The 18,575-nt window shown below is 64.8% G+C and carries 17 protein-coding genes and 1 pseudogene; 8 read left to right on the top strand and 10 right to left on the bottom strand.

The window, feature by feature from the left end; all coding sequences use genetic code 11:
* Positions 1–77 precede the first annotated feature (77 nt).
* From AUC71_RS01370 to AUC71_RS01350, 5 genes are all read left to right on the top strand, one after another.
* Entirely contained in the window at positions 78–1,004 is a 927-nt protein-coding gene (locus tag AUC71_RS01370; RefSeq protein ID WP_083237974.1) for a sensor histidine kinase, read from the top strand.
* Between the two features lie 192 nt (positions 1,005–1,196).
* Entirely contained in the window at positions 1,197–1,649 is a 453-nt protein-coding gene (locus tag AUC71_RS01365; protein ID WP_069622811.1) for a RipA family octameric membrane protein, read from the top strand.
* Positions 1,650–1,820: 171 nt separating this feature from the next.
* Positions 1,821–2,108, top strand: coding sequence for a co-chaperone GroES (locus tag AUC71_RS01360; RefSeq protein ID WP_069622823.1), 288 nt, complete (start codon positions 1,821–1,823; stop codon positions 2,106–2,108).
* Positions 2,109–2,199: 91 nt separating this feature from the next.
* A complete protein-coding gene (groL, locus tag AUC71_RS01355) occupies positions 2,200–3,840 on the top strand; it encodes a chaperonin GroEL (RefSeq protein ID WP_083237973.1) in 1,641 nt (546 codons plus the stop codon).
* 434 nt (positions 3,841–4,274) lie between these two features.
* Positions 4,275–6,026, top strand: coding sequence for an ABC transporter ATP-binding protein/permease (locus tag AUC71_RS01350; RefSeq protein ID WP_069622810.1), 1,752 nt, complete (start codon positions 4,275–4,277; stop codon positions 6,024–6,026).
* Positions 6,027–6,029: 3 nt separating this feature from the next.
* On the opposite strand, the gene AUC71_RS01345 is transcribed toward AUC71_RS01350, so the two are convergent.
* From AUC71_RS01345 to AUC71_RS01310, 8 genes are all read right to left on the bottom strand, one after another.
* Positions 6,030–6,734: a hypothetical protein gene (locus tag AUC71_RS01345; protein ID WP_069622809.1), complete on the bottom strand. Its 705-nt coding sequence runs from the start codon at positions 6,732–6,734 to the stop codon at positions 6,030–6,032.
* 66 nt (positions 6,735–6,800) lie between these two features.
* Positions 6,801–7,502 (bottom strand): ATP phosphoribosyltransferase, encoded by a 702-nt coding sequence (gene hisG, locus AUC71_RS01340; protein WP_069622808.1) that lies wholly within the window; start codon positions 7,500–7,502, stop codon positions 6,801–6,803.
* Entirely contained in the window at positions 7,499–8,677 is a 1,179-nt protein-coding gene (locus AUC71_RS01335) for an ATP phosphoribosyltransferase regulatory subunit (RefSeq protein WP_069622807.1), read from the bottom strand. Before AUC71_RS01335 ends, hisG begins: the two co-directional genes overlap by 4 nt.
* Before the next feature lie 14 nt (positions 8,678–8,691).
* Positions 8,692–10,296, bottom strand: coding sequence for a histidine--tRNA ligase (hisS, locus tag AUC71_RS01330; protein ID WP_069622806.1), 1,605 nt, complete (start codon positions 10,294–10,296; stop codon positions 8,692–8,694).
* Positions 10,297–10,468: 172 nt separating this feature from the next.
* A complete protein-coding gene (glcF, locus tag AUC71_RS01325; RefSeq protein WP_069622805.1) occupies positions 10,469–11,845 on the bottom strand; it encodes a glycolate oxidase subunit GlcF in 1,377 nt (458 codons plus the stop codon).
* Between the two features lie 348 nt (positions 11,846–12,193).
* Positions 12,194–13,567 (bottom strand): glycolate oxidase subunit GlcF, encoded by a 1,374-nt coding sequence (gene glcF / locus AUC71_RS01320; RefSeq protein WP_069622804.1) that lies wholly within the window; start codon positions 13,565–13,567, stop codon positions 12,194–12,196.
* Positions 13,568–13,577: 10 nt separating this feature from the next.
* Positions 13,578–14,810, bottom strand: a complete 1,233-nt coding sequence (locus tag AUC71_RS01315; RefSeq protein WP_083237972.1) for an FAD-binding protein — start codon at positions 14,808–14,810, stop codon at positions 13,578–13,580.
* Complete coding sequence (locus AUC71_RS01310) at positions 14,807–16,342, bottom strand: FAD-binding oxidoreductase (protein ID WP_069622803.1); 1,536 nt, start codon at positions 16,340–16,342, stop codon at positions 14,807–14,809. The genes AUC71_RS01315 and AUC71_RS01310 overlap by 4 nt, the downstream gene beginning before the upstream one ends.
* Positions 16,343–16,592: 250 nt before the next feature.
* Here AUC71_RS01310 and AUC71_RS22140 point away from each other — a divergent pair, with 250 nt between their 5' ends.
* A complete protein-coding gene (locus tag AUC71_RS22140; RefSeq protein WP_342021481.1) occupies positions 16,593–16,823 on the top strand; it encodes a c-type cytochrome in 231 nt (76 codons plus the stop codon).
* Positions 16,820–16,990 (top strand): c-type cytochrome, encoded by a 171-nt coding sequence (locus AUC71_RS22135; RefSeq protein ID WP_342021479.1) that lies wholly within the window; start codon positions 16,820–16,822, stop codon positions 16,988–16,990. The genes AUC71_RS22140 and AUC71_RS22135 overlap by 4 nt, the downstream gene beginning before the upstream one ends.
* 4 nt (positions 16,991–16,994) lie before the next feature.
* On the opposite strand, the gene AUC71_RS01300 is transcribed toward AUC71_RS22135, so the two are convergent.
* Positions 16,995–17,789 carry a TRAP transporter substrate-binding protein gene (locus AUC71_RS01300; RefSeq protein ID WP_069622802.1) on the bottom strand — a complete coding sequence of 265 codons (795 nt, stop codon included), beginning with the start codon at positions 17,787–17,789 and terminating at the stop codon, positions 16,995–16,997.
* 112 nt (positions 17,790–17,901) lie between these two features.
* Positions 17,902–18,099, bottom strand: coding sequence for a hypothetical protein (locus AUC71_RS19085; protein ID WP_069622801.1), 198 nt, complete (start codon positions 18,097–18,099; stop codon positions 17,902–17,904).
* Between the two features lie 198 nt (positions 18,100–18,297).
* On the opposite strand from AUC71_RS19085, the pseudogene AUC71_RS01290 reads away from it, so the two are divergent.
* Positions 18,298–18,575: pseudogene (locus AUC71_RS01290) on the top strand (polysaccharide biosynthesis protein); the annotation flags it as partial.

Below are 18,575 nucleotides of genomic sequence, written 5' to 3'. Positions count from 1 at the left end.
GCACCTCGTCACCCGTCGCCGCCCCAATATGCGGCCAAAAGGCAAAAGTCACGGCCTACATATCTCTCAGTTCCCAAATGTTGAAAGCAAGCTCTGACCCCTGTCATCCAGCCGGGGTCAACCTCCTTCTTGCCGACCCCGGGCGGCTCGTTCGCGCCGTTGAGGCTGCTGGTGCGGGTCTTTGGGAATGGGATCTCGGCAGGAACGTCATCCATATGACCTCCAGCCTCGCCGCGCTTTTCGGGCTCGCGCCCAGAGCGGTGCAGGTTCCTGCTGCGAACTTTTTCGAGCATGTGCATCAAGACGACGTCGCGCTCCTTCGGGTTTCTTTGAGCGAGGCGCTGCGCGACGAGAGGCCGTTCACGCATGAGTTCCGGGTTGGCCCCAAGGACAACGGCGGAATGCGCTGGCTCAGCTTTCGCGGTCAGGTTCTCGATCGTGCCGAAGACGGTGAGCCGTCGATCCTCGCCGGGCTCTGCTTCGACGTGACCGACCGGCGGCGCACGCAGGACGCCTATGATCTCCTGAACCGCGAGCTTTCGCACCGGATGAAGAACCTGTTCTCGGTCGTGAGCAGCCTGGTCAACATGACCAGCGAAACGCGGCCCGAAGCACGGGACTTCGTGACATCTCTTCAGGCGCGACTGAATACGTTCGCCGCCACGCACGAGGCGCTGATGAAGGGGGCGTGGCACGCGGTCCCGCTGGAAAACCTCGTGGAGAAGGCGCTCTCGCCACTCGGCGTCTGGGACCGCATCGATGTCCACAACGCCAATATCTCCCTTGGCTCCCAAGACTCGCAGACGATCGTGCTGGTGCTGCACGAGCTTGCGACCAACGCCATCAAATACGGCGCGCTATCCAACGGGAGCGGACGGGTCGATCTCAAATTCCGTTCGCAACCGCCCTCCAAAGCGCCGGGCCGGCGTTGGTCATGGTCTGGATGGAAAGCGGAGGACCGGCGGTTTCGGCCCCCAGCGTGCGGGGCTTCGGCATCGGCCTGATCGAACGGCTGACCAAGCGGCAGACCCACGGGGAGACGGTGCTCGACTGGCGCCCGGATGGCCTGCGCTGCTGCATCGAGCTTCCGATCACGCCCGTGAAACCCTAGGAACCGGGTTGGCCGCCTCCTTCGCTGCGGCCGGTCTCGCAAGTGACCGCTGGCGCAGACCAGCGCGCCATGGCAAATCTCTGTCATGCGCGAACCAGCCGATCTTTCCGATAAAGCCACGCTGTTCCAAGCCTATGTCGATCTGATCAACTCGGAACGAGAGACGATATGGGCGCGGCACAACGCCTTGCTCGTCGCCAACTCGCTGATCGTCGGGGCGCTGGCCTTAAGCCCGACGGCCTTGGGGGCGAGCCGTTGGGCCGGATTCGCCGTGATCGGGGCCGGCCTCCTGATCAGCACGGCATGGCTTTTGATCACCATTCATGGGTGGCTGATGATGCGCCGGCATGCGGAAATAGCAGGTACGTTCACCGCCGAGCATTTCCAGCATCTGCCCAACCCTTTCGCCGATCTCACCTACCGCCGCTCGGGTCTGTGGATCCATGGGCTGGCCCTTGCGGTCATCGGCATCTTCATCGCCATCTATTTGGGGCTCGGCTTGGGTCGGGCGCTGTCTGGGCTCGAGCTGACCCCGTAACCCCTTTTTTACGTCGTTCGGGCATCAAGCGGGGCTTCCGGCGCCGCTTGATGTTCGCGGCCATGCGCCTGTTGACACCGCGCAAGGCTCGCCCTTACAAGCGGCGCTATTGGCACTCACATTGCTTGAGTGCCAACCAGCAGCGTTCCAGCGAATAAGGAGCAGAAATCCATGAAATTCCGTCCCCTGCATGACCGCGTCGTGGTCAAGCGGCTCGAGGAGGAGCAGAAGACCAAAGGCGGTATTATCATTCCCGATACCGCGGCCGAAAAACCGCAGACCGGCAAGGTCGTTTCCGCAGGGCCCGGCGCCCGTGGCGAGGACGGCAAGATCCAGCCCCTGGGCGTGAAGGCCGGCGACAAGGTGCTGTTCGGCAAATGGTCGGGCACCGAGGTCAAGATCGATGGCGACGATCTCCTGATCATGAAGGAGTCCGACATCATGGGCATTCTCGGCTAACGCCCCTCACCCCTTCGGAAACAATCGCCCGTCAAGACGCCGGCCGAGCCGGCTCCTTGAGGGCGCGACCCCATAACGGAGAACATCACTGATGGCAGCTAAAGATGTGAGATTTGCCGCCGATGCCCGCGAGCGCATGCTGCGCGGCGTCGACGTGCTGGCCAACGCGGTCAAGGTGACGCTCGGTCCCAAGGGCCGCAACGTCATCATCGAGAAGTCGTTCGGCGCCCCGCGCTCGACCAAGGACGGCGTCACCGTGGCCAAGGAGATCGAGCTTGAGGATAAGTTCGAGAACATGGGCGCGCAGATGTTGAAAGAGGTCGCCCAGAAGACCAACGAGACCGCGGGCGACGGCACCACGACCGCGACCGTGCTGGCGCAGGCGATCGTCCGCGAAGGCCTGAAGGCCGTCGCCGCCGGCATGAACCCGATGGATCTGAAGCGCGGCATCGACAAGGCCGTGATCGAGGTGGTCGAGGCTATCCGCAAGCAGTCGAAGCAGGTCAGCGGCTCCGCCGAAATCGCCCAGGTCGGCACCATTTCGGCCAACGGCGAGAAGACCATCGGCGACATGATCGCCCAGGCCATGAAGAAGGTCGGCAATGAGGGCGTGATCACCGTCGAGGAAGCCAAGAGTCTCGACAGCGAGCTCGAAGTGGTCGAGGGCATGCAGTTCGACCGCGGCTATATCTCGCCCTACTTCATCACCAACGCCGAGAAGATGATTACCGAGCTCGATAACCCCTACATCCTCATCTACGAAAAGAAGCTGTCGGGTCTTCAGGCCATGCTGCCGCTCCTCGAGTCCGTGGTGCAGTCGGGCCGTCCGTTGCTCATCATCGCCGAGGACGTCGAGGGCGAGGCTTTGGCCACGCTCGTGGTCAACAAGCTGCGCGGCGGTCTGAAGGTCGCCGCGGTGAAGGCGCCGGGCTTTGGCGATCGCCGCAAGGCCATGCTTCAGGACATCGCGGTCCTGACCGGCGGCGAGATGATCTCCGAGGATCTCGGCATCAAGCTCGAGAACGTCACGGTGCAGATGCTCGGCAAGGCCAAGCGCGTCACCATCACCAAGGACGACACCACGATCGTCCGCGGCGGCGGCAAGAAGGACGACATCGAGGCGCGCGTCGGTCAGATCAAGCAGCAGATCGAAGACACCACCTCCGACTATGACCGCGAGAAGCTGCAAGAGCGGCTGGCGAAGCTCGCCGGCGGTGTTGCCGTGATCAAGGTCGCGGGCGCCACCGAGGTCGAGGTGAAGGAGAAGAAGGATCGCGTGGACGATGCTCTGAACGCGACCCGCGCGGCCGTCGAGGAAGGCATCGTTCCCGGCGGCGGCGTAGCCTGTTGCACGCCTCCAAGGGCATCAAGTCCAAGGGCGACAACGAGGACCAGGAGGCCGGCATCAATATCGTGCGCCGCGCGCTCCAGGGCGCCGATCCGCCAGATCGCCGAGAACGCCGGTGTCGAAGGCTCCATCGTGGTCGGCAAGGTGCTGGAGCAGAAGTCTCCGTCCTTCGGCTACGACGCACAGAACGACACCTATGTGGACCTGATTCAAAAGGGCATCATCGACCCGGCCAAGGTCGTGCGCACCGCCCTTCAGGATGCGGCGTCGGTCGCCGGCCTGCTGGTCACCACCGAGGCGGGCGTGGCCGAGTCGCCGAAGAAGGACGACGCCGGCATGCCGGGAATGCCTCCGGGCGGCATGGGCGGCATGGACATGATGTAGGCCTGTCCTAGCTCATCACTAACTTGCGGAAGGGGCGGCCAGTGGCCGCCCCTTTTGCTTTGGCGGGATCCCCACCGTTTTTTTCGAACCCCCCGGAACATTCTCGGGCGTGCGCCGTTTTCAGAGAGCTTGCGCACCAACGGGGGATCGGCGCCATGGAAATCCAGCTTGCAGCCCTTGCTACGGCGCCTTTGATCGGGGCCGTCGTTTCCTTAACTGCGGCCGCCATAATCGCTTGGTTCTTCGAGAGCATCAGCGACGATTAGGCGGCTGCTATGGGCGGCCTATTGCCGCCCATTAATCTTTGGCCCGGTTTCCGGCCTCGCGCGGGCCAAGCTTACGCATTCGTAATTTCCCCAAGCCCAGACTTTGGCCCTATCGTCGCGCCGTTCGTGCTCCCTTGTTCTAGGGGGCTCCTTGAGGTCGCTCCCCATATGGCGAAATTTCGCGACACGGCCAAAGAGTTTGCTCGCATCGCCTTCCCCTATTTCCGCGGCAGCGACCGCTTATGGGGGCGCGGGCTGTTGCTCGTGGTCATCGCGCTCCAGCTGTTCCAGGTCTGGCTGAACGTCCGATTCAACGCCTGGTACAACACGTTCTACACGGCGCTCAGGACAAGAACTTGGGAGGTCTTCATCTACCAGTTCGGCGTGTTCACGGTTCTCGCCATCTTCTTCATCGTCACGGCGGTCTACCAACTCTATTTGCAGCAATGGTTGCAGATCCGCTGGCGCGGCTGGCTGACGGAGGCCTATCTCGGGCGCTGGCTCGCCGAAGGCACCCATTACCGGATGCGGCTCAAGGGCGACTCCGCCGACAACCCCGACCAGCGCATCGCCGACGACATCCGCCTCTTCGTCAACGCCACGCTCGATATCGGCATCGCGCTGCTCGGCTCCGTCGTCACGCTGATCTCCTTCATCGTAATCCTGTGGAACCTGTCCTCGGCGACGCCGCTGATGATCGGCGATGCATCCTACGAGATCCCCGGCTATCTGGTGTGGGCGGCACTGATCTACTCGGTCATCGGCACCTGGGTGACTCATCTGGTGGGACGCCCGCTCATCAAGCTCAATTTCGACCAGCAGCGCTACGAGGCCGATTTCCGATTTTCTCTCGTGCGCTTGCGGGAGAATGCCGAGGAAGTGACGCTGCTTTCCGGCGAGCCCGCCGAAGAGGCGCATCTGCACGACCGCTTCGCGCATGTGATCAGGAACTGGCACGGCATCATGAGCCGCACCAAAAAGCTCACCTTCCTGACCGCCGGCTACAACCAAGTCGCGATCATCTTTCCGTTCCTGGTGGTGAGCCCGGTCTATTTCTTCGGCACGCTGACCCTGGGCGGGCTGATGCAGATTGCGCAAGCCTTCAGCCAGGTACAGAGCGCGTTGTCCTTCTTCGTCACGGCCTATTCCAGCATCGCCGACTGGAAAGCGGTACTCGACCGGCTGGCCGGCTTCGAGGCCTCGATCGACTGGGCCCAGAAGCTCAGCGAGACCGCGCCGCGGGTCGAGTTCATCAGCGAGGGCGCGGGCACGTTGCATGTGGAGCAGATGTCCGTCGGGCTTCCCAATGGCGATGAGATCGTGCGCCTCTCGGACCTTGTCATCGCGCCGGGCGAGCGCATCCTGGTGACCGGGCCGTCAGGCTCCGGCAAGACCAGCCTGTTCCGGGCGCTCGGCGGCGTATGGCCGTTCGGATCAGGCTCCGTGCGTATCCCCGAAGGTGCCAGCGTGCTCGTGCTGCCGCAGCGGCCTTATTTGCCGCTCGGGACTTTACGCGGCGCACTGGCCTATCCGGGACCCCAGGATGCCTTCACGCCCCAAGAGATCGAGACCGCTCTCGAGGAGGTCGGGCTCGGGCATCTCAGCGGGAAACTCGACGAGACCGCCTATTGGGCCGACACGCTGTCCGGCGGCGAGCAGCAACGGCTCTCCATCGCCCGCGCGCTCCTGCACAAGCCCCAATGGCTGTTCCTGGACGAGGCGACCAGCGCGCTGGACGAAGAGTCAGAGGCCTCGCTTTACCGGCTTCTGCTGGAACGGCTGCCGGACTCGGCCATCGTGTCGATCGGCCACCGGTCGAGCCTCAACGAATTCCACGGCCGGTTCTTCAAGCTGTCGCCGGAAGAGGACGGGCGCCACCGGCTGGCGGAAGCGAAACAAGCGCCGAAGGCCGTGGCCTAGGCCTCACTTCACGCAGCCGCTCCCGGCATCGAGGCCATCGGGTTCGCCCCAGTCATTGGCCGGGACGTCGGGGAAGGACTTGCCGAACTCCTGCTTCACCATCTCGAATCTCGACGGAACGTTGGAGTTCTCCGGGAAATCGACGATCCAGAAATAGTCGAAATTGTCGTCCGGCCATTCGCGCGGCACGCCCGGCAGAATGTCGAGATGGAAGAGCTGCCGGAGGGTCACCGCGGCCTCGCGCTGATATTTGTCGTCGAGCGCCTTGTTGGCGATGTGCCTGTGCTCCCAGACCATCACGACGGTCTTCCCCTTTGAGGGCCGGGTTGTTGAGGATGTTCCCGGCCGCCTCTCGCGTCCGGGCGTCAGCGCCTCGGTAAACTTCTTTTCGTCCGCCTCGGGCAGCACCGAATAATAGATGATCGGCTTTCCCCAGCTCTCCACCGCGGGCGTCGCCAGCTCCATGGTGTGGAGGGTAATGGCGAAGAAGTAGGCCGGCGGCGCGTCCTCGGTGAACAGCGACTTGGCGGCGTCCTTGCCAAGATAATTGTATTTCAGCGCTTGCGCCCGCTGCCGACCGGTCTCGCAGAGCTTCCAATCGTCGGCCTTCTCGCCGTGGCGCAGGATGACGATGCGCGAGGGAGCGGCCAAGACGGCGGTGACGGACGCGGCAAGCAGGGCCGCAAAGATGGCAAGACGAATCCACATGGCGGCCGGAGACTAGCCGCTGGCGCGCATCATCGCCATTCACCTCGCGGTGAACTTCAGTCTTTTTTAGGTTGAGAGAGCCGAAACGATCGCCGCGCGCAATTCGGTGGCCCGCGCGTCCCAGGCGGCGCCCTGGGCCGCCAGCAGATGCGCTTGGCTCTTGAGGATCAGCCCATCGTCCAGCACTTTGAGGTGGTTCGCCCTCAGCGTGGTGCCGGTGGTGGTGATGTCGACGATCAGCTCCGACGTGCCGGTGGCGGGCGTCGCCTCGGTGGCGCCGACACTCTCGACGATGCGGTAGCCGGTCACGCCTTTCCTGGCGAAGAAGCGCCGCGTCAGGTTCATATATTTGGTGGCGACGCGCAGACGGCGGCCGTGGGCCCGGGCGAACTGCTCGGCCACATCCTCCAAGTCCGCCATGCGCGACACGTCGAGCCAGCATTCCGGCACGGCGACGATCACATCCGCATGGCCGAAGTTCAGCGGCGCAAGGAACTCAACAGTGCCGTCCACGTCGGTGAGCGTCTCGCGCACCAGGTCCTCGCCGGTGATGCCCAAGTGCACGCGCCCCGCCCTGAGTTGATGCACGATCTCGGCGGCGGAGGTGTATTCGACCTCCACGTCACCCAAACCTTCGAGCTGGCCGCGATAGCCGCGCTCATGCCCTTTGACACGCAACGGGTAGCCCGCCCGCTCGAACAGCTCTGCGGCCTTCTCCTTCAGCCGGCCCTTGGACGGCACGGCGATGACAAGCGCGGGCGCGGTCATGACGCGCTCCTCTCCACCGCGGCGAGCAGACGTTCGGTGTGAATGGCCGAGCCCACGGCCGGCACGGGGCGCGGCGCGCCGAGCGCGGCCAGCAGATTGTCGTAGCGCCCGCCGCCGGCGACCGGCTCGGTCTCGCTCAGGCCCGCGGCCTCGACCTGGAACACGAGGCCCGAATAATATTCGAGCTTGCGGCCGAACTCGGTGTCGAAGGTGGCGCGGGTCAGATCGATGCCGGCGCGCTCGAGCCGATCGAACCGGCGCAAGGCGGCATCCAGCGCGGGGTCGACGTCGAGTCCCGCACCTTTCGCGATCATGGCGATTTTTTCGGTCGCCTCGCGCGGGGCGGCGGAGACGGCCAGGTAATAGTCGATCACGGTCGCCACCTCTTTCGGCAGCGGATCGGCGCGCAGGTCGGCCGGCGTGATCGCACAAGCGCGCGGTGATCTCGCGCAAGGAGCGGTTGCCGCGAGGGAAGTATTTTGCGCCTCGAGATAGGCCGCGACCATCTCCTCGGCCGTCTCTTGGTCAGCGCCGCCGATCTTCTCCGCCAGCGCCGCCGTCAGGCCGTCCGTCTCCGGAGGTTCGCCTTTCGCCAGACGTGTGAGCAGCGCGTGGAACACGGGCGGCCGCCAAAAATAATGACGCAGTTTCAGGCGCCAGCGCTCGGGCAGCTGAAGCGCATCGATCAGCGCGTAGAACAGGGCGATGTCGCCGAAACGCAGCCAATATTCTCTAAGGCCGGCGCTCTTCACCGCCTCGACCGCGAGCAGCAGCACCTCGACATCGGCGCTCTCCTTGTCGGGCGCGCCGAAACACTCGATGCCGGCCTGGCGGAACTCGCGCGGGTGCGTGGCGCTGGGGCCGAGCGGCTGAAAGCGGAAGGCGGGGCCGTTGTAGCAGTAGCGGGCCTGAGCGCCCGCGTCGGGGTGGCGCTCCAAATAGAGCCGCGACACCGGCACCGTCAGGTCCGGCCTGAGGCAAAGCTCCTCGCCGGCGAGGTCGGTGAACACATAGGTGCGCGATCTCACCTGCTCGCCGACCTGGTCGAGGAACACGCCGGCGGGCTGGATGATGGCGGGCGCGACCGGCTCGTAGCCCGCGCGCGCGAACAGGTCGAGCAACGCCCGCGCCTGGGCCTCGAGAGCCTCGAATGCTTTCGCCGATTCCGCAACCATGGCTGGTGTCCGATCTACCTCTTACTCGTCATGCCCGGACTTGATCCGGGCATCCACGCCGTTACCTCTGAAGAACGGGTAAAGGCCAATGGAATGGATTGCCGGGTCAAGCCCGGCAATGACGATGCATAAGGGGATAACACGAGTGATCTGGATTTGTGGCGATCAAGGACGCGGCGTACGGCCGCGACGAGATCGGCCTCGGGCACGGCGAACTGCGCTTCCGCCTGCTTTTTCAGATACTCCTCGCGATCCTCGATGGCGGTGAGACCCGCGCCGAGCACGAGATCCTTGATCTGCACCTCGCCGCGTTGCTTCTCGTCGCCGCCCTGAATGACCACGCACGGGGCGCCGCGCCGGTCGGCATATTTCATCTGCGCCTTCATGCCCGACGACCCGAGATAGAGCTCGGCGCGGATGTTCGCGTTGCGCAGCGCCTGCACCATCTTCTGGTAGTCGGCTAAGCGGTCCTTGTCGAAGACGAGCACGACCACGGGGCCTCGCACGGCATCGCCCTTGAACTTGCCGAGCAGCTGAAGGCCGAACAGGAGCCGCGACACGCCGACCGAGATTCCGGTGGCCGGGACCTTCTCGCCGGTGAAGCGCTCGACGAGCCCGTCATAGCGGCCGCCCGACACCACGGAGCCGAGCCTGATTTCAAGGCCGCGCTCGTCCGTGATCGGCGCCGTCAATTCCGCCTCGAATACGGGGCCGGTGTAATAACTCAGCCCGCGCACGACGGTGGGATCGATCTTGATACGGTCCGCGTAGCCGGCCGCTGCAATCAGCGCGGCAATCCCGGTCAACTCTTCTAGGCCTTCGCCGCCAATGCCGGTAGCGGCCGTGCCGAGATCGCCGAGCTTCATCTCGCCTTCGCTGATTGCGGCCAGGACCGAGGCAATCTGGTCGGGAGCGAGGTCGGCACCTTTGGTGTAGTCGCCGGACTCGTCTTTGCGCCCCTTTCCCAAGAGCGCTTCAACACCTTCCATACCGAGCCGGTCGAGCTTGTCGATGGCGCGCAAAACCGCGAGCCGCTTAGCGGCGTTTTCTTCACCGCCAAGTCCGATGGATTCGAGAACGCCGTCGAGGACTTTGCGGTTATTGACCTTCACCACATAGTCGCCGCGGGGGATGCCGAGGGCTTCGAGCGTGTCGGCGGCGAGCATGCACAGCTCCGCGTCGGCCGCGACCGATGGCGCGCCCACCGTATCGGCGTCGAACTGCATGAACTGGCGGAAGCGGCCCGGGCCCGGCTTCTCGTTGCGCCACACGGGGCCGGCCTGATAGCGCCGGAACGGCTTGGGCAAACTCTGGAAGTTCTCGGCCACATAGCGGGCGAGCGGCGCCGTCAGATCGTAGCGCAGGGAGAGCCACTGCTCGTCGTCGTCCTGGAAGGAAAACACGCCTTCGTTGGGCCGGTCCTGGTCGGGCAGGAACTTGCCGAGCGCATCGGTGTATTCGATCGCGGGCGTATCCAGCGGCTCGAAGCCGTAGCGCTCGAACACGGACCTGATGGTGCCGAGCATGGCCTCCGTGGCGCGGATTTCCGCCGAGGAAATGTCCTGCAAACCCTTCGGCAGGCGGGCCTCAGGGCGAGGGCTTTCGGTCTTCTTGGTCATGGAGGATTTCGGCTGAGTCTAGAGGGGTTCCAGCCGCCGCGTTCTAGCCCATCGATCCCCGGCCAGCAAGCGAGGGGGACATCATGGTGAGGTGCCCGGCCGTCCTTCGAGGCTCGCTGGCGCTCGCACCTCAGGATGACGGCCGGGCCTCGAACCAGGCGCGCCAATAGCGTCAGTCGGCGAGCGCGCGTTCCTTGGCGCTCATCTTGGCCATCTCCACGAGGGCCTCGATGGGATGGGCGGCGTCCTTCATCTTGGAGAGCGCCGGCGGGCACGGACCGCCCGTGGCCCAGTCGAGCAGCTCCACCGTATGAACGAACGGCACATCCGTGCCGGACTTGAGCTGGCTCATGCAGCCGATATTGCCGGTGACGATTGCGTCCGGCTTGATGCTGTCAATGTTCTTGAGCTTGCGGTCGCGGAGCTGGCCGGACAGTTCCGGCTCCATGATGTTGTAGGTGCCGGCCGAGCCGCAGCACAGATGCCCCTCGGGGATGTCGGTGAGCGTGTAGCCCCGCCTGCTCCAGAAGCACGCGGGCAGCGCGTCGAGCTTCTGGCCGTGCTGGAGCGAACAGGCGGAGTGATAGGCCACTTTCAGCCCGGTCCACATGACGGGCGGATTGAGGCCGATCTCGTCCAGGAACTCGGTGACGTCCTTCGCCAGCCCCGAGACATATTCCGCGCGCTCCGCATAGCCGCGATCGCGGGCGAGCAGATTGCCGTAGTCCTTGAGCATGGTGCCGCAACCGCCGGCCGTGAGAACGATGCCGTCGAGCAGGCGATCGCGCATCACCGCGGTCCAGGCATCGATATTGTGGCGCGCATGGGACCGCGCCTCCTCTTCGCGCCCGAGAGAATGGGAGAGCGCGCCGCAACAGCCTTCATCCTTCACCACCACGACATCGATGCCGTGCCGGCGGAGCAGCCGGATCGCCGCGTGATTGATCTGCGGCGCCAGCACCTCCTGCACGCAGCCGAGCATGATCGCCACGCGTTTGGGCTGGGGTGCCTTGGGATTGAGCGCCGATTTTGGTTTCAGGATCTTGAGCTTGAGCGCGCCCGGCGGCACCAGGTCGAGGGCCGCCGCGATACGGCGCATGCCCAACTTGGCGAAGAGATTGCGGAAGGGCTTCATGAACCAGCCGAGCACCAGCATAGCCTTGAACCGGTTCGGGTTCGGCAGCACGCGGCTCAGGAACCAGCGCATGGTGCGCTGATTAGCACCGCGGTGGCCGCGCTGCTCGACGCGCACGCGGGCGAGATCGACCAGATGCATATAGTCGACGCCGCTCGGGCAGGTGGTCATGCAGCCGAAACAGGAGAGGCAGCGGTCGATGTGATGCACCGTCGTGTTGGTTACATCGCGGCCCTCGAACATCTGCTTCATCAGGTAGATGCGGCCGCGCGGGCTGTCGCGCTCGTCGCCGGTCAGCACGTAGGTGGGGCAGGTGGCCGTGCACAGCCCGCAATGGACGCAGCGGCGCAGGATCTCGTCGGCGCGCGCGACCGTCGGGTCCCCAAGCTGAAGGGCGTTGAAATTGGTTTGCATGGCCCAGCTACAATCCCCGGCAACCGGCCAGGGTGGAAAGTCCTAGAGATTCGAAGGCGCGTTTCGGTTGGTCCGAAATCAACGCCGTCTTGCGGATCCGTATCGTATCACCCGCCAGCCGCCGCGATCCAGCCCACCGATTCCGGCCGCAAGCAAGGGTGGTCTCCTTACCCTCCCTTTCTCGTTCGTCACCCCCGGGCTTGTCCCGGGGGTCCAATGGAGCGCCAAGCACCGCCATGGAACGCTCTACTTGGGGAAGACAGATCTCTACGAAGAAATTTGCGGCTAGGCCCTATTGGATGCCCGCACAAGGCCGGGCATGACGAAGGAGAGTGGGCCAGGGACGCTCTAATCGACGAGCTCGCGCTCCTTGGCCGCGGTCTTGGCCATCTCGACCAGCGCCTCGATGGGATTGGCGCGGTGGCGCAGCTTGGAGAGCGCCGGCGGGCAGGGGCCGCCCGTGGCCCAGTCCAGCAGCTCCACGGTGTGGACGATGGGCACGTCGGTGCCGCCCTGGAGCAGCGCCATGCAGCCAATATTGCCGACCACGATAACGTCGGGAGAAATGCTCTCGATGTTCTTGAGCATCCGGTCGCGCAACTGGCCCGCGAGGTCCGGCTGGAGGATGTTGTAGACGCCGGCGGAACCGCAGCACAAATGCCCCTCCGGGATGTCGGTCAGCGTGTAGCCCGCCTGCTCGAGAAGAGCGCGCGGCAGCGCCTCGAGCTTTTGGCCATGACGCAACGAACACGCAGAGTGGTACGCCACTTTCAAGCCGGTCCACATGACGGGCGGATTGAGACCGATCTCGTCGAGATACTCCGTGATGTCGCGGGCGAGGCCCGACACGTACTCCGCACGCTCCGCATAACCGCGGTCTCGCGCCAAGAGGTTTCCATAGTCCTTGAGCATGGCACCGCGGCCGCCGTCGGTGACGATGATCGCGTCCAGCAGGCGTTCGCGCATCAGGGCGGTCAAGGCGTCGATATTGTGGCGCGCGTGACCCTGCGCCTCCTCCTCGTGCCCCAAGCTATGGGCTACCGCGCCGCTGCTGCCCTCGTCCTTGACCACCATGACGTCGATGCCATGACGGCGAAGCAGCCTCATCGCCGCCTGATTGATCTGCGGCGCCAGGACCTCCTGCACGCAGCCCAGCATGATCGCCACGCGCTTCGTATGGGGTGCTTTCGGGTTGTAGGCCGACTTGGGCTTCAGAATTTTGAGCTTGAGCGCGTTTGCTGGAACCAGCTCCAAAGCCGCCGCCACGCGCGGAAGACCCATCTTGGCGAAGACATGACGGAACGGCCTAGCGAACCAGCCCAGGGCAAGCAGCGCCTTGAAGCGATAGGGGTTCGCCAGCACGCGACTTACAAACCAACGCATCATGCGCTGGCTCGCGCCACGATGTCCGCGTTGCTCGATGCGAACCCGCGCCAGATTGACGAGATGCATGTAGTCAACACCGCTGGGACACGCCGCGCGCCCAAGGCATGAGGGGCATCGGTCGATATGGTGAACCATCGTGCTGGTCACCTTACCGCTCTCGAACATCTGCTTGATCAAATTGACGCGTCCGCGCGTACTGTCCCGCTCATCGCGCGTCAGCACGTAGGTCGGACAGGGCGCGGCGACCAGTTCGCATGGGACGCAGCGGCGCAAAATCTCATCGACGCGCGCGATTGTCGGATCACCAAGCTGAAGGGCGTTGAAGCTGGTCTGCATGACGCTTGGCTCACATATCCCGATACATACGGCCCGGATTGAAGATGCCGAGCGGATCGAAGGCGTGCTTCAGCTTGGCCGAGAGAATCGCGTGTTGCGGCTCGAGCGGCTGGAACACGTCGATGCCGGCGCGGGTCGCGTCGTCGGCGCGGATCAAGGTGGCGTGACCGCCGAGCTCGGCAAGCTGGCGGCGAATATCGACAGCGCCGGCATCGGTCAAGGGCGGCGTCTCGATCCAGATGAGGCCGCCCGACCAGTCATAGACCACCCGGGCGTCGATCTTGCGTGACAGATTGCCGACGAGCTTGGCGGCTTGGGTCGGCGCGGTGGAGACGCGCCACAGCGGGATTGGGCTTGTCCTGGAACATCTGCGTGCGGATGTCGTTCCAGAACGCTTGGCTGCGTTCGCCGTCGAGTTCCAGCGCCGGGCTATAGGCGAGCAGCGCCTGGCGCAGGCTGTTGGCCCGATAGCGCGCCGAGGACGGGAAATTCTCGACCCGGATCGCGGTGACCGGATTCTCGCGCCGGCAATCTCCTCATCGGAGAGACGCGCGGCAAGGTCGGCATGGATGTGCAACGCGCCCGACACCTCGTAGGGCGTGCCCATGGCGATGCACAGGGCTTCGACCGCCGTCTGGTCGGTCAGGCCGAAGCAGAGAATCGTGCGGGTCTCGCGCTGGGCCGGCAACACTTTGAGCGAGATCTCGGTCATCATGGCGAGCGTGCCCCAGGAGCCGGCCAGCGTGCGGCCGATGTCGTAGCCCGTGACATTCTTCATGACGCGGCCGCCCGCCTTGATCACCTCGCCGCGGCCGTTGACGGCGCGTATGCCCAGCACATGGTCGCGCGCGGCGCCTTTGAGGATGCGGCGGCTGCCGGAAATATTGGTGGCGATCACGCCGCCGATCGTGCCGTCGCCGGGCGCATAACCCAGGATCGGGGCGAGATCGACGGGCTCGAAGGGAAGCTCCTGCTCGTTCTCGGCGAGCTTGGCCTCGATCTCGGCAAGCGGCGTGCCGGCCTTGGCGACCATCACCAGCTCCGTCGGCTCGTAAAGCGATATGCCCGACATGCCCTCGCTGCTCACCACGGCGCCCGCCCCCACCGGATGTCCCAGCTCGCGCTTGGTGCCCTTGCCCATGATCTCCAACGGGGTGCGCGTCTCGGCCGCCTCGAACACGAGAGCGGCGAGTTCCTCCTCCGTTTCGGGAGCATGGAAGCCGAGGCGCATGGAACCGGTCACGGGACTTCGTGTCCTTCCGCCAGCTCGGCCTCGATCGCGACCTCGACGCCGGTCTCCACCTCGGGGCCAAGATCGGTCAGCTCGATGCTGCGCATCCTCTGGGCGTCCCGGCCCTCGATGGGAAAGACCTTGCCCGGGTTGAGCAGCCAGGAGGGATCGAACTCCTCCTTGATGCGGACTTGCTGGTCGATGTCCTCGTCGGTGAACTGCTCGTACATCAATTCACGCTTTTCGATGCCGACGCCGTGCTCGCCGGTCAGGCAGCCGCCAAGCGCGACGCAGAGCTTCAAGATCTCGCCGCCGCACAGCTCCACGCGCTCCAGCTGCACGGAATCGTTGGCGTTATAGAGAATGAGCGGATGGAGATTGCCGTCACCCGCGTGGAAGATGTTGGCCACGTCGAAGCGGTATTTGCGGCAGATCCAGCCGATCTCGTCCAGCGCCTTGGGCAATTGGGACAGCGGGATGACGCCATCCATGCAGATATAGTCGGAGATCTGGCCGATGGCGCCGAACGCCGCCTTGCGGCCCTTCCAGATCAGCGCGGTCTCTTCCGGGCTCTGGCTGCGGCGCAGGCTCGTCGGCAGGAAGTCGCGGGCGATGTCCTCGATCTTCTCCAGGAGATACTCGATCTCGTCCTCGGAGCCTTCGACCTCGACGATCAGCGCGGCCTCGGCGTCGAGCGGATAGCCGGCGGGCACGAAATGCTCGCAGACATGGATGGCCGGACGGTCCATGAACTCGATGGCCACGGGCACGATGCCGGCGGCGATGATGGCGGCGACGCAGGACGCGGCGGCCTCTGTCGAGTCGAAGCCGATCAGGATGGGCTTCGAGCCTTCGGGGGCCGCGAGCAACCGCACCGTGGCCTCGGTGACGACGCCAAGCTGACCTTCGGAGCCGGTGATCAGCGGCAAGAAGTCGTAGCCTGGCGCGTCCAGATGCTTGCCGCCGAACTCGACGATCTCGCCGTCCATCATGACCATGCGCACACCGAGCAGGTTATTGACGGTGACACCGTATTTCAGGCAATGGGCGCCGCCGGAATTGGTGGCGATGTTGCCGCCCACGGTGCACGCGATCTGGCTCGACGGGTCGGGCGCGTAGAACAGGCCGTGCTTCGACGCGGCCTCGGTGATGGCGATGTTGGTCAGGCCGGCCTCGACACGCGCCACGCGGTTCGAGGGGTCGATCTCGATCACCTTGTTCATGCGCGACAGGCAGAGCACGACCGCGTCTTCCAGCGGCAGAGCCCCGCCGGCGAGCGAGGTCCCCGCTCCGCGCGGCACTACCTTGACGTGGTTGTCGTGACAGAAGCGCAAGATCGCGGAGACTTCCTCGGTGCTGCTCGGCAAGACCACGGCAAGCGGCAGGCAGCGATAGGCGGTCAGCGCGTCGGATTCGAACGTGCGGCATCCCTCCTCGTCGGCGATGAGCGTCGCCTCCGGCACCAACCTTTTGAGCTGCTTCACGATGTCGTTCCGCCGGGAGGTTACCCCGCGGTCCGGATCGGGAAGGATCAGTGGGGACATGTGTGCGGCTCCAAGCCGTCGAGAGTGGCCATTTGGGTCAAAGAGCTCCGGCTAGTCTTTCGCATGAGCGCGGGATGCGGGCAATACGGGCACGCCGGCCACGCCCAAATAGGGCTCAATGTGGAACGCATCATGGCGCTCCAAGTTACGGTGGTGCCAGGCGGCCCTTCCGGCTCCCGGTACGCCTACAAGAACGGGCCCCAAAAGGGGCAAAAACTCCTGGCTGGGCAGCTTATCAAGGAGAACAGAGATGAGGAAACTCGGGTTCTGCAGGCTCGGGTTCGCGGCGGCTTTGATCGCCCTCGCCGGCCCCGCATCCGCCGCGGGCGACGCCGAGGCGGGCAAGGCCGCCTTCGCCACCAAATGCGGCATCTGTCATCAAGTGGGACCTGACGCCCAGAACCTGGTCGGTCCCGAACTCAACGGCATCGTCGGCCGCAAGGCGCGAGCGTCGAAGGCTTTGCCTACTCGCCGGGCATGAAGAAGCTCGGCGAGGAGGGTTACACCTGGACGGAGGCGCATATCGATCCTTGGATCGAGGACCCGAAGGCGCTCCTGCCGGATTCGCCCATGGCCCTCGCGTTTCAGGGAATTCCTGACGCGGACGAGCGGGCAAACATCATCGCCTATCTGAAAACGCAGAAATAGCGGGTCAGCGCGCGGCGGGCTGTTGCCCCGCCGCCGCCGGCTGCGCGGCTTGGGGCGCCGGCCCCAGCCGGGTTTGTTCCGCGCCCGCCTGAAACCTCTCGATGTCCTCCAGCACTTCCTTGAAGAAGTAGTCCCGCACGCCCTCCTCCCGGGCGATCTCGCCCCAGGCCTCGCGCAAGGCTTCAAGCACGCCGCCCGGCCAGGGCAGCACGCGCACCCCGTCCTGGTTGGTCAAGGCGGCAAGCGCCGATGCTTGCAGGGTCGCGCTTTCGGAGAGGGTGGTCTGAAGCCTCTCGCCGCACGTGGTCTCGATCAACGCCTGGCGCTCGGGCCCGAGCTTCGCCCAGCGTTCCTGGTTGATGAGAAGCTCGAACACGGTGGCGGGCTGGTGCCAACCGGGCATGTACAGATGCTTGACCATTTCTTGCAGGCCGAGCGTGCGGTCGACCGCGGGCGTATAGATTTCGGCGGCGTCGATCTTGCCGTCCTTGAAGGCGTCGATCAGGCCGCTTCCCGGCACCAGCACCGGTACCACGCCGAGCCGCGACATCACCCGCGCGCCCAGCCCGAAGATGCGCATGCGCAAGCCCTCGAGGTCCTTCTTGGCGGTGATCTCCTTGGCGAACCAGCCGCCCGCCTCGGCGCCGCCAAAGCCGCAAGGAATGACATGCACCTTCACCCTCGCCTGGTCGTACATCTCCTGATAGAGCCCCCGGCCGTTGCCCCGATTGAACCAGGCGAGGTAGCCCTTGGCGTCCGGGCCGAAGGGATAGCCGCCGAAGAGGCTTGCCGCCGGCACTTCGCGGCCCAGAAGCCCGCCGTGGCGAAGCCGGCATCGACCTTGCCGTCCGAGACCTTGTCGAGGATCTCGTGGGGCACCGTGCCGTCGCCCGGCTCCTTCAGATCGAGCTTCAGGGTGCCTTTCGACCCCTCCTCCACGCTTTCGCAAGCTGCCGCGCGGGTGCGCCCAGGCCAGGGAGGTGCGTGCCATAGACCATGGGCGTGACCAGCGTGACCGTGTCGGCCGCGGCCGCGCCCGCGTGAAGGACGAGGACGAGCAGCGCCGCCTGAACCCTGACGTGAATGCTTGTGACTGCCGGCTTTGTCATACCCTCGCCATGCCTGGAAACTCGGGCCGGAGCTTGACCGGAAGGCCTAGAGACCTCAAGCCCATGTGGGAAAGTCTTGAGGCCCGGCCGCATCCCCTTGCTTCCGTTTGGGTAAGCCTTCGGCTATGGTTCAGCGCACTTTCCCGATGTGCATGAAGTTCTTAGTCTAGGCCCAGGGCCTAGTACGGGGTCGGCCGTATGAATCTCGCCGTTTGGCTGATCGAGCGCCACCGCTGGTTCAAGCGGACGCTGCTGATCATGAACGACTTCGCGATGCTCGCCATCGCGTTGTGGGGCGCCTATTCGTTGCGCCTCAGCCAGTTTTACGTGCCCGAGACCTGGCAGATCTTCCTGCTCATGCTGGCCGCACCCGTGGTCGGCGTCCTCGTGTTCTATTGGCGCGGGCTCTACAAGCTCGTGACCCGGTTCATCGGTCCTGAAGGCACCACGCAGATCTATACGGCGGTGTTCATCGC

The sequence above is a fragment of the Methyloceanibacter marginalis genome (assembly GCF_001723295.1).
Taxonomy (GTDB): domain Bacteria; phylum Pseudomonadota; class Alphaproteobacteria; order Rhizobiales; family Methyloligellaceae; genus Methyloceanibacter; species Methyloceanibacter marginalis.
This window is presented reverse-complemented; position numbering and strand designations above follow the sequence as displayed.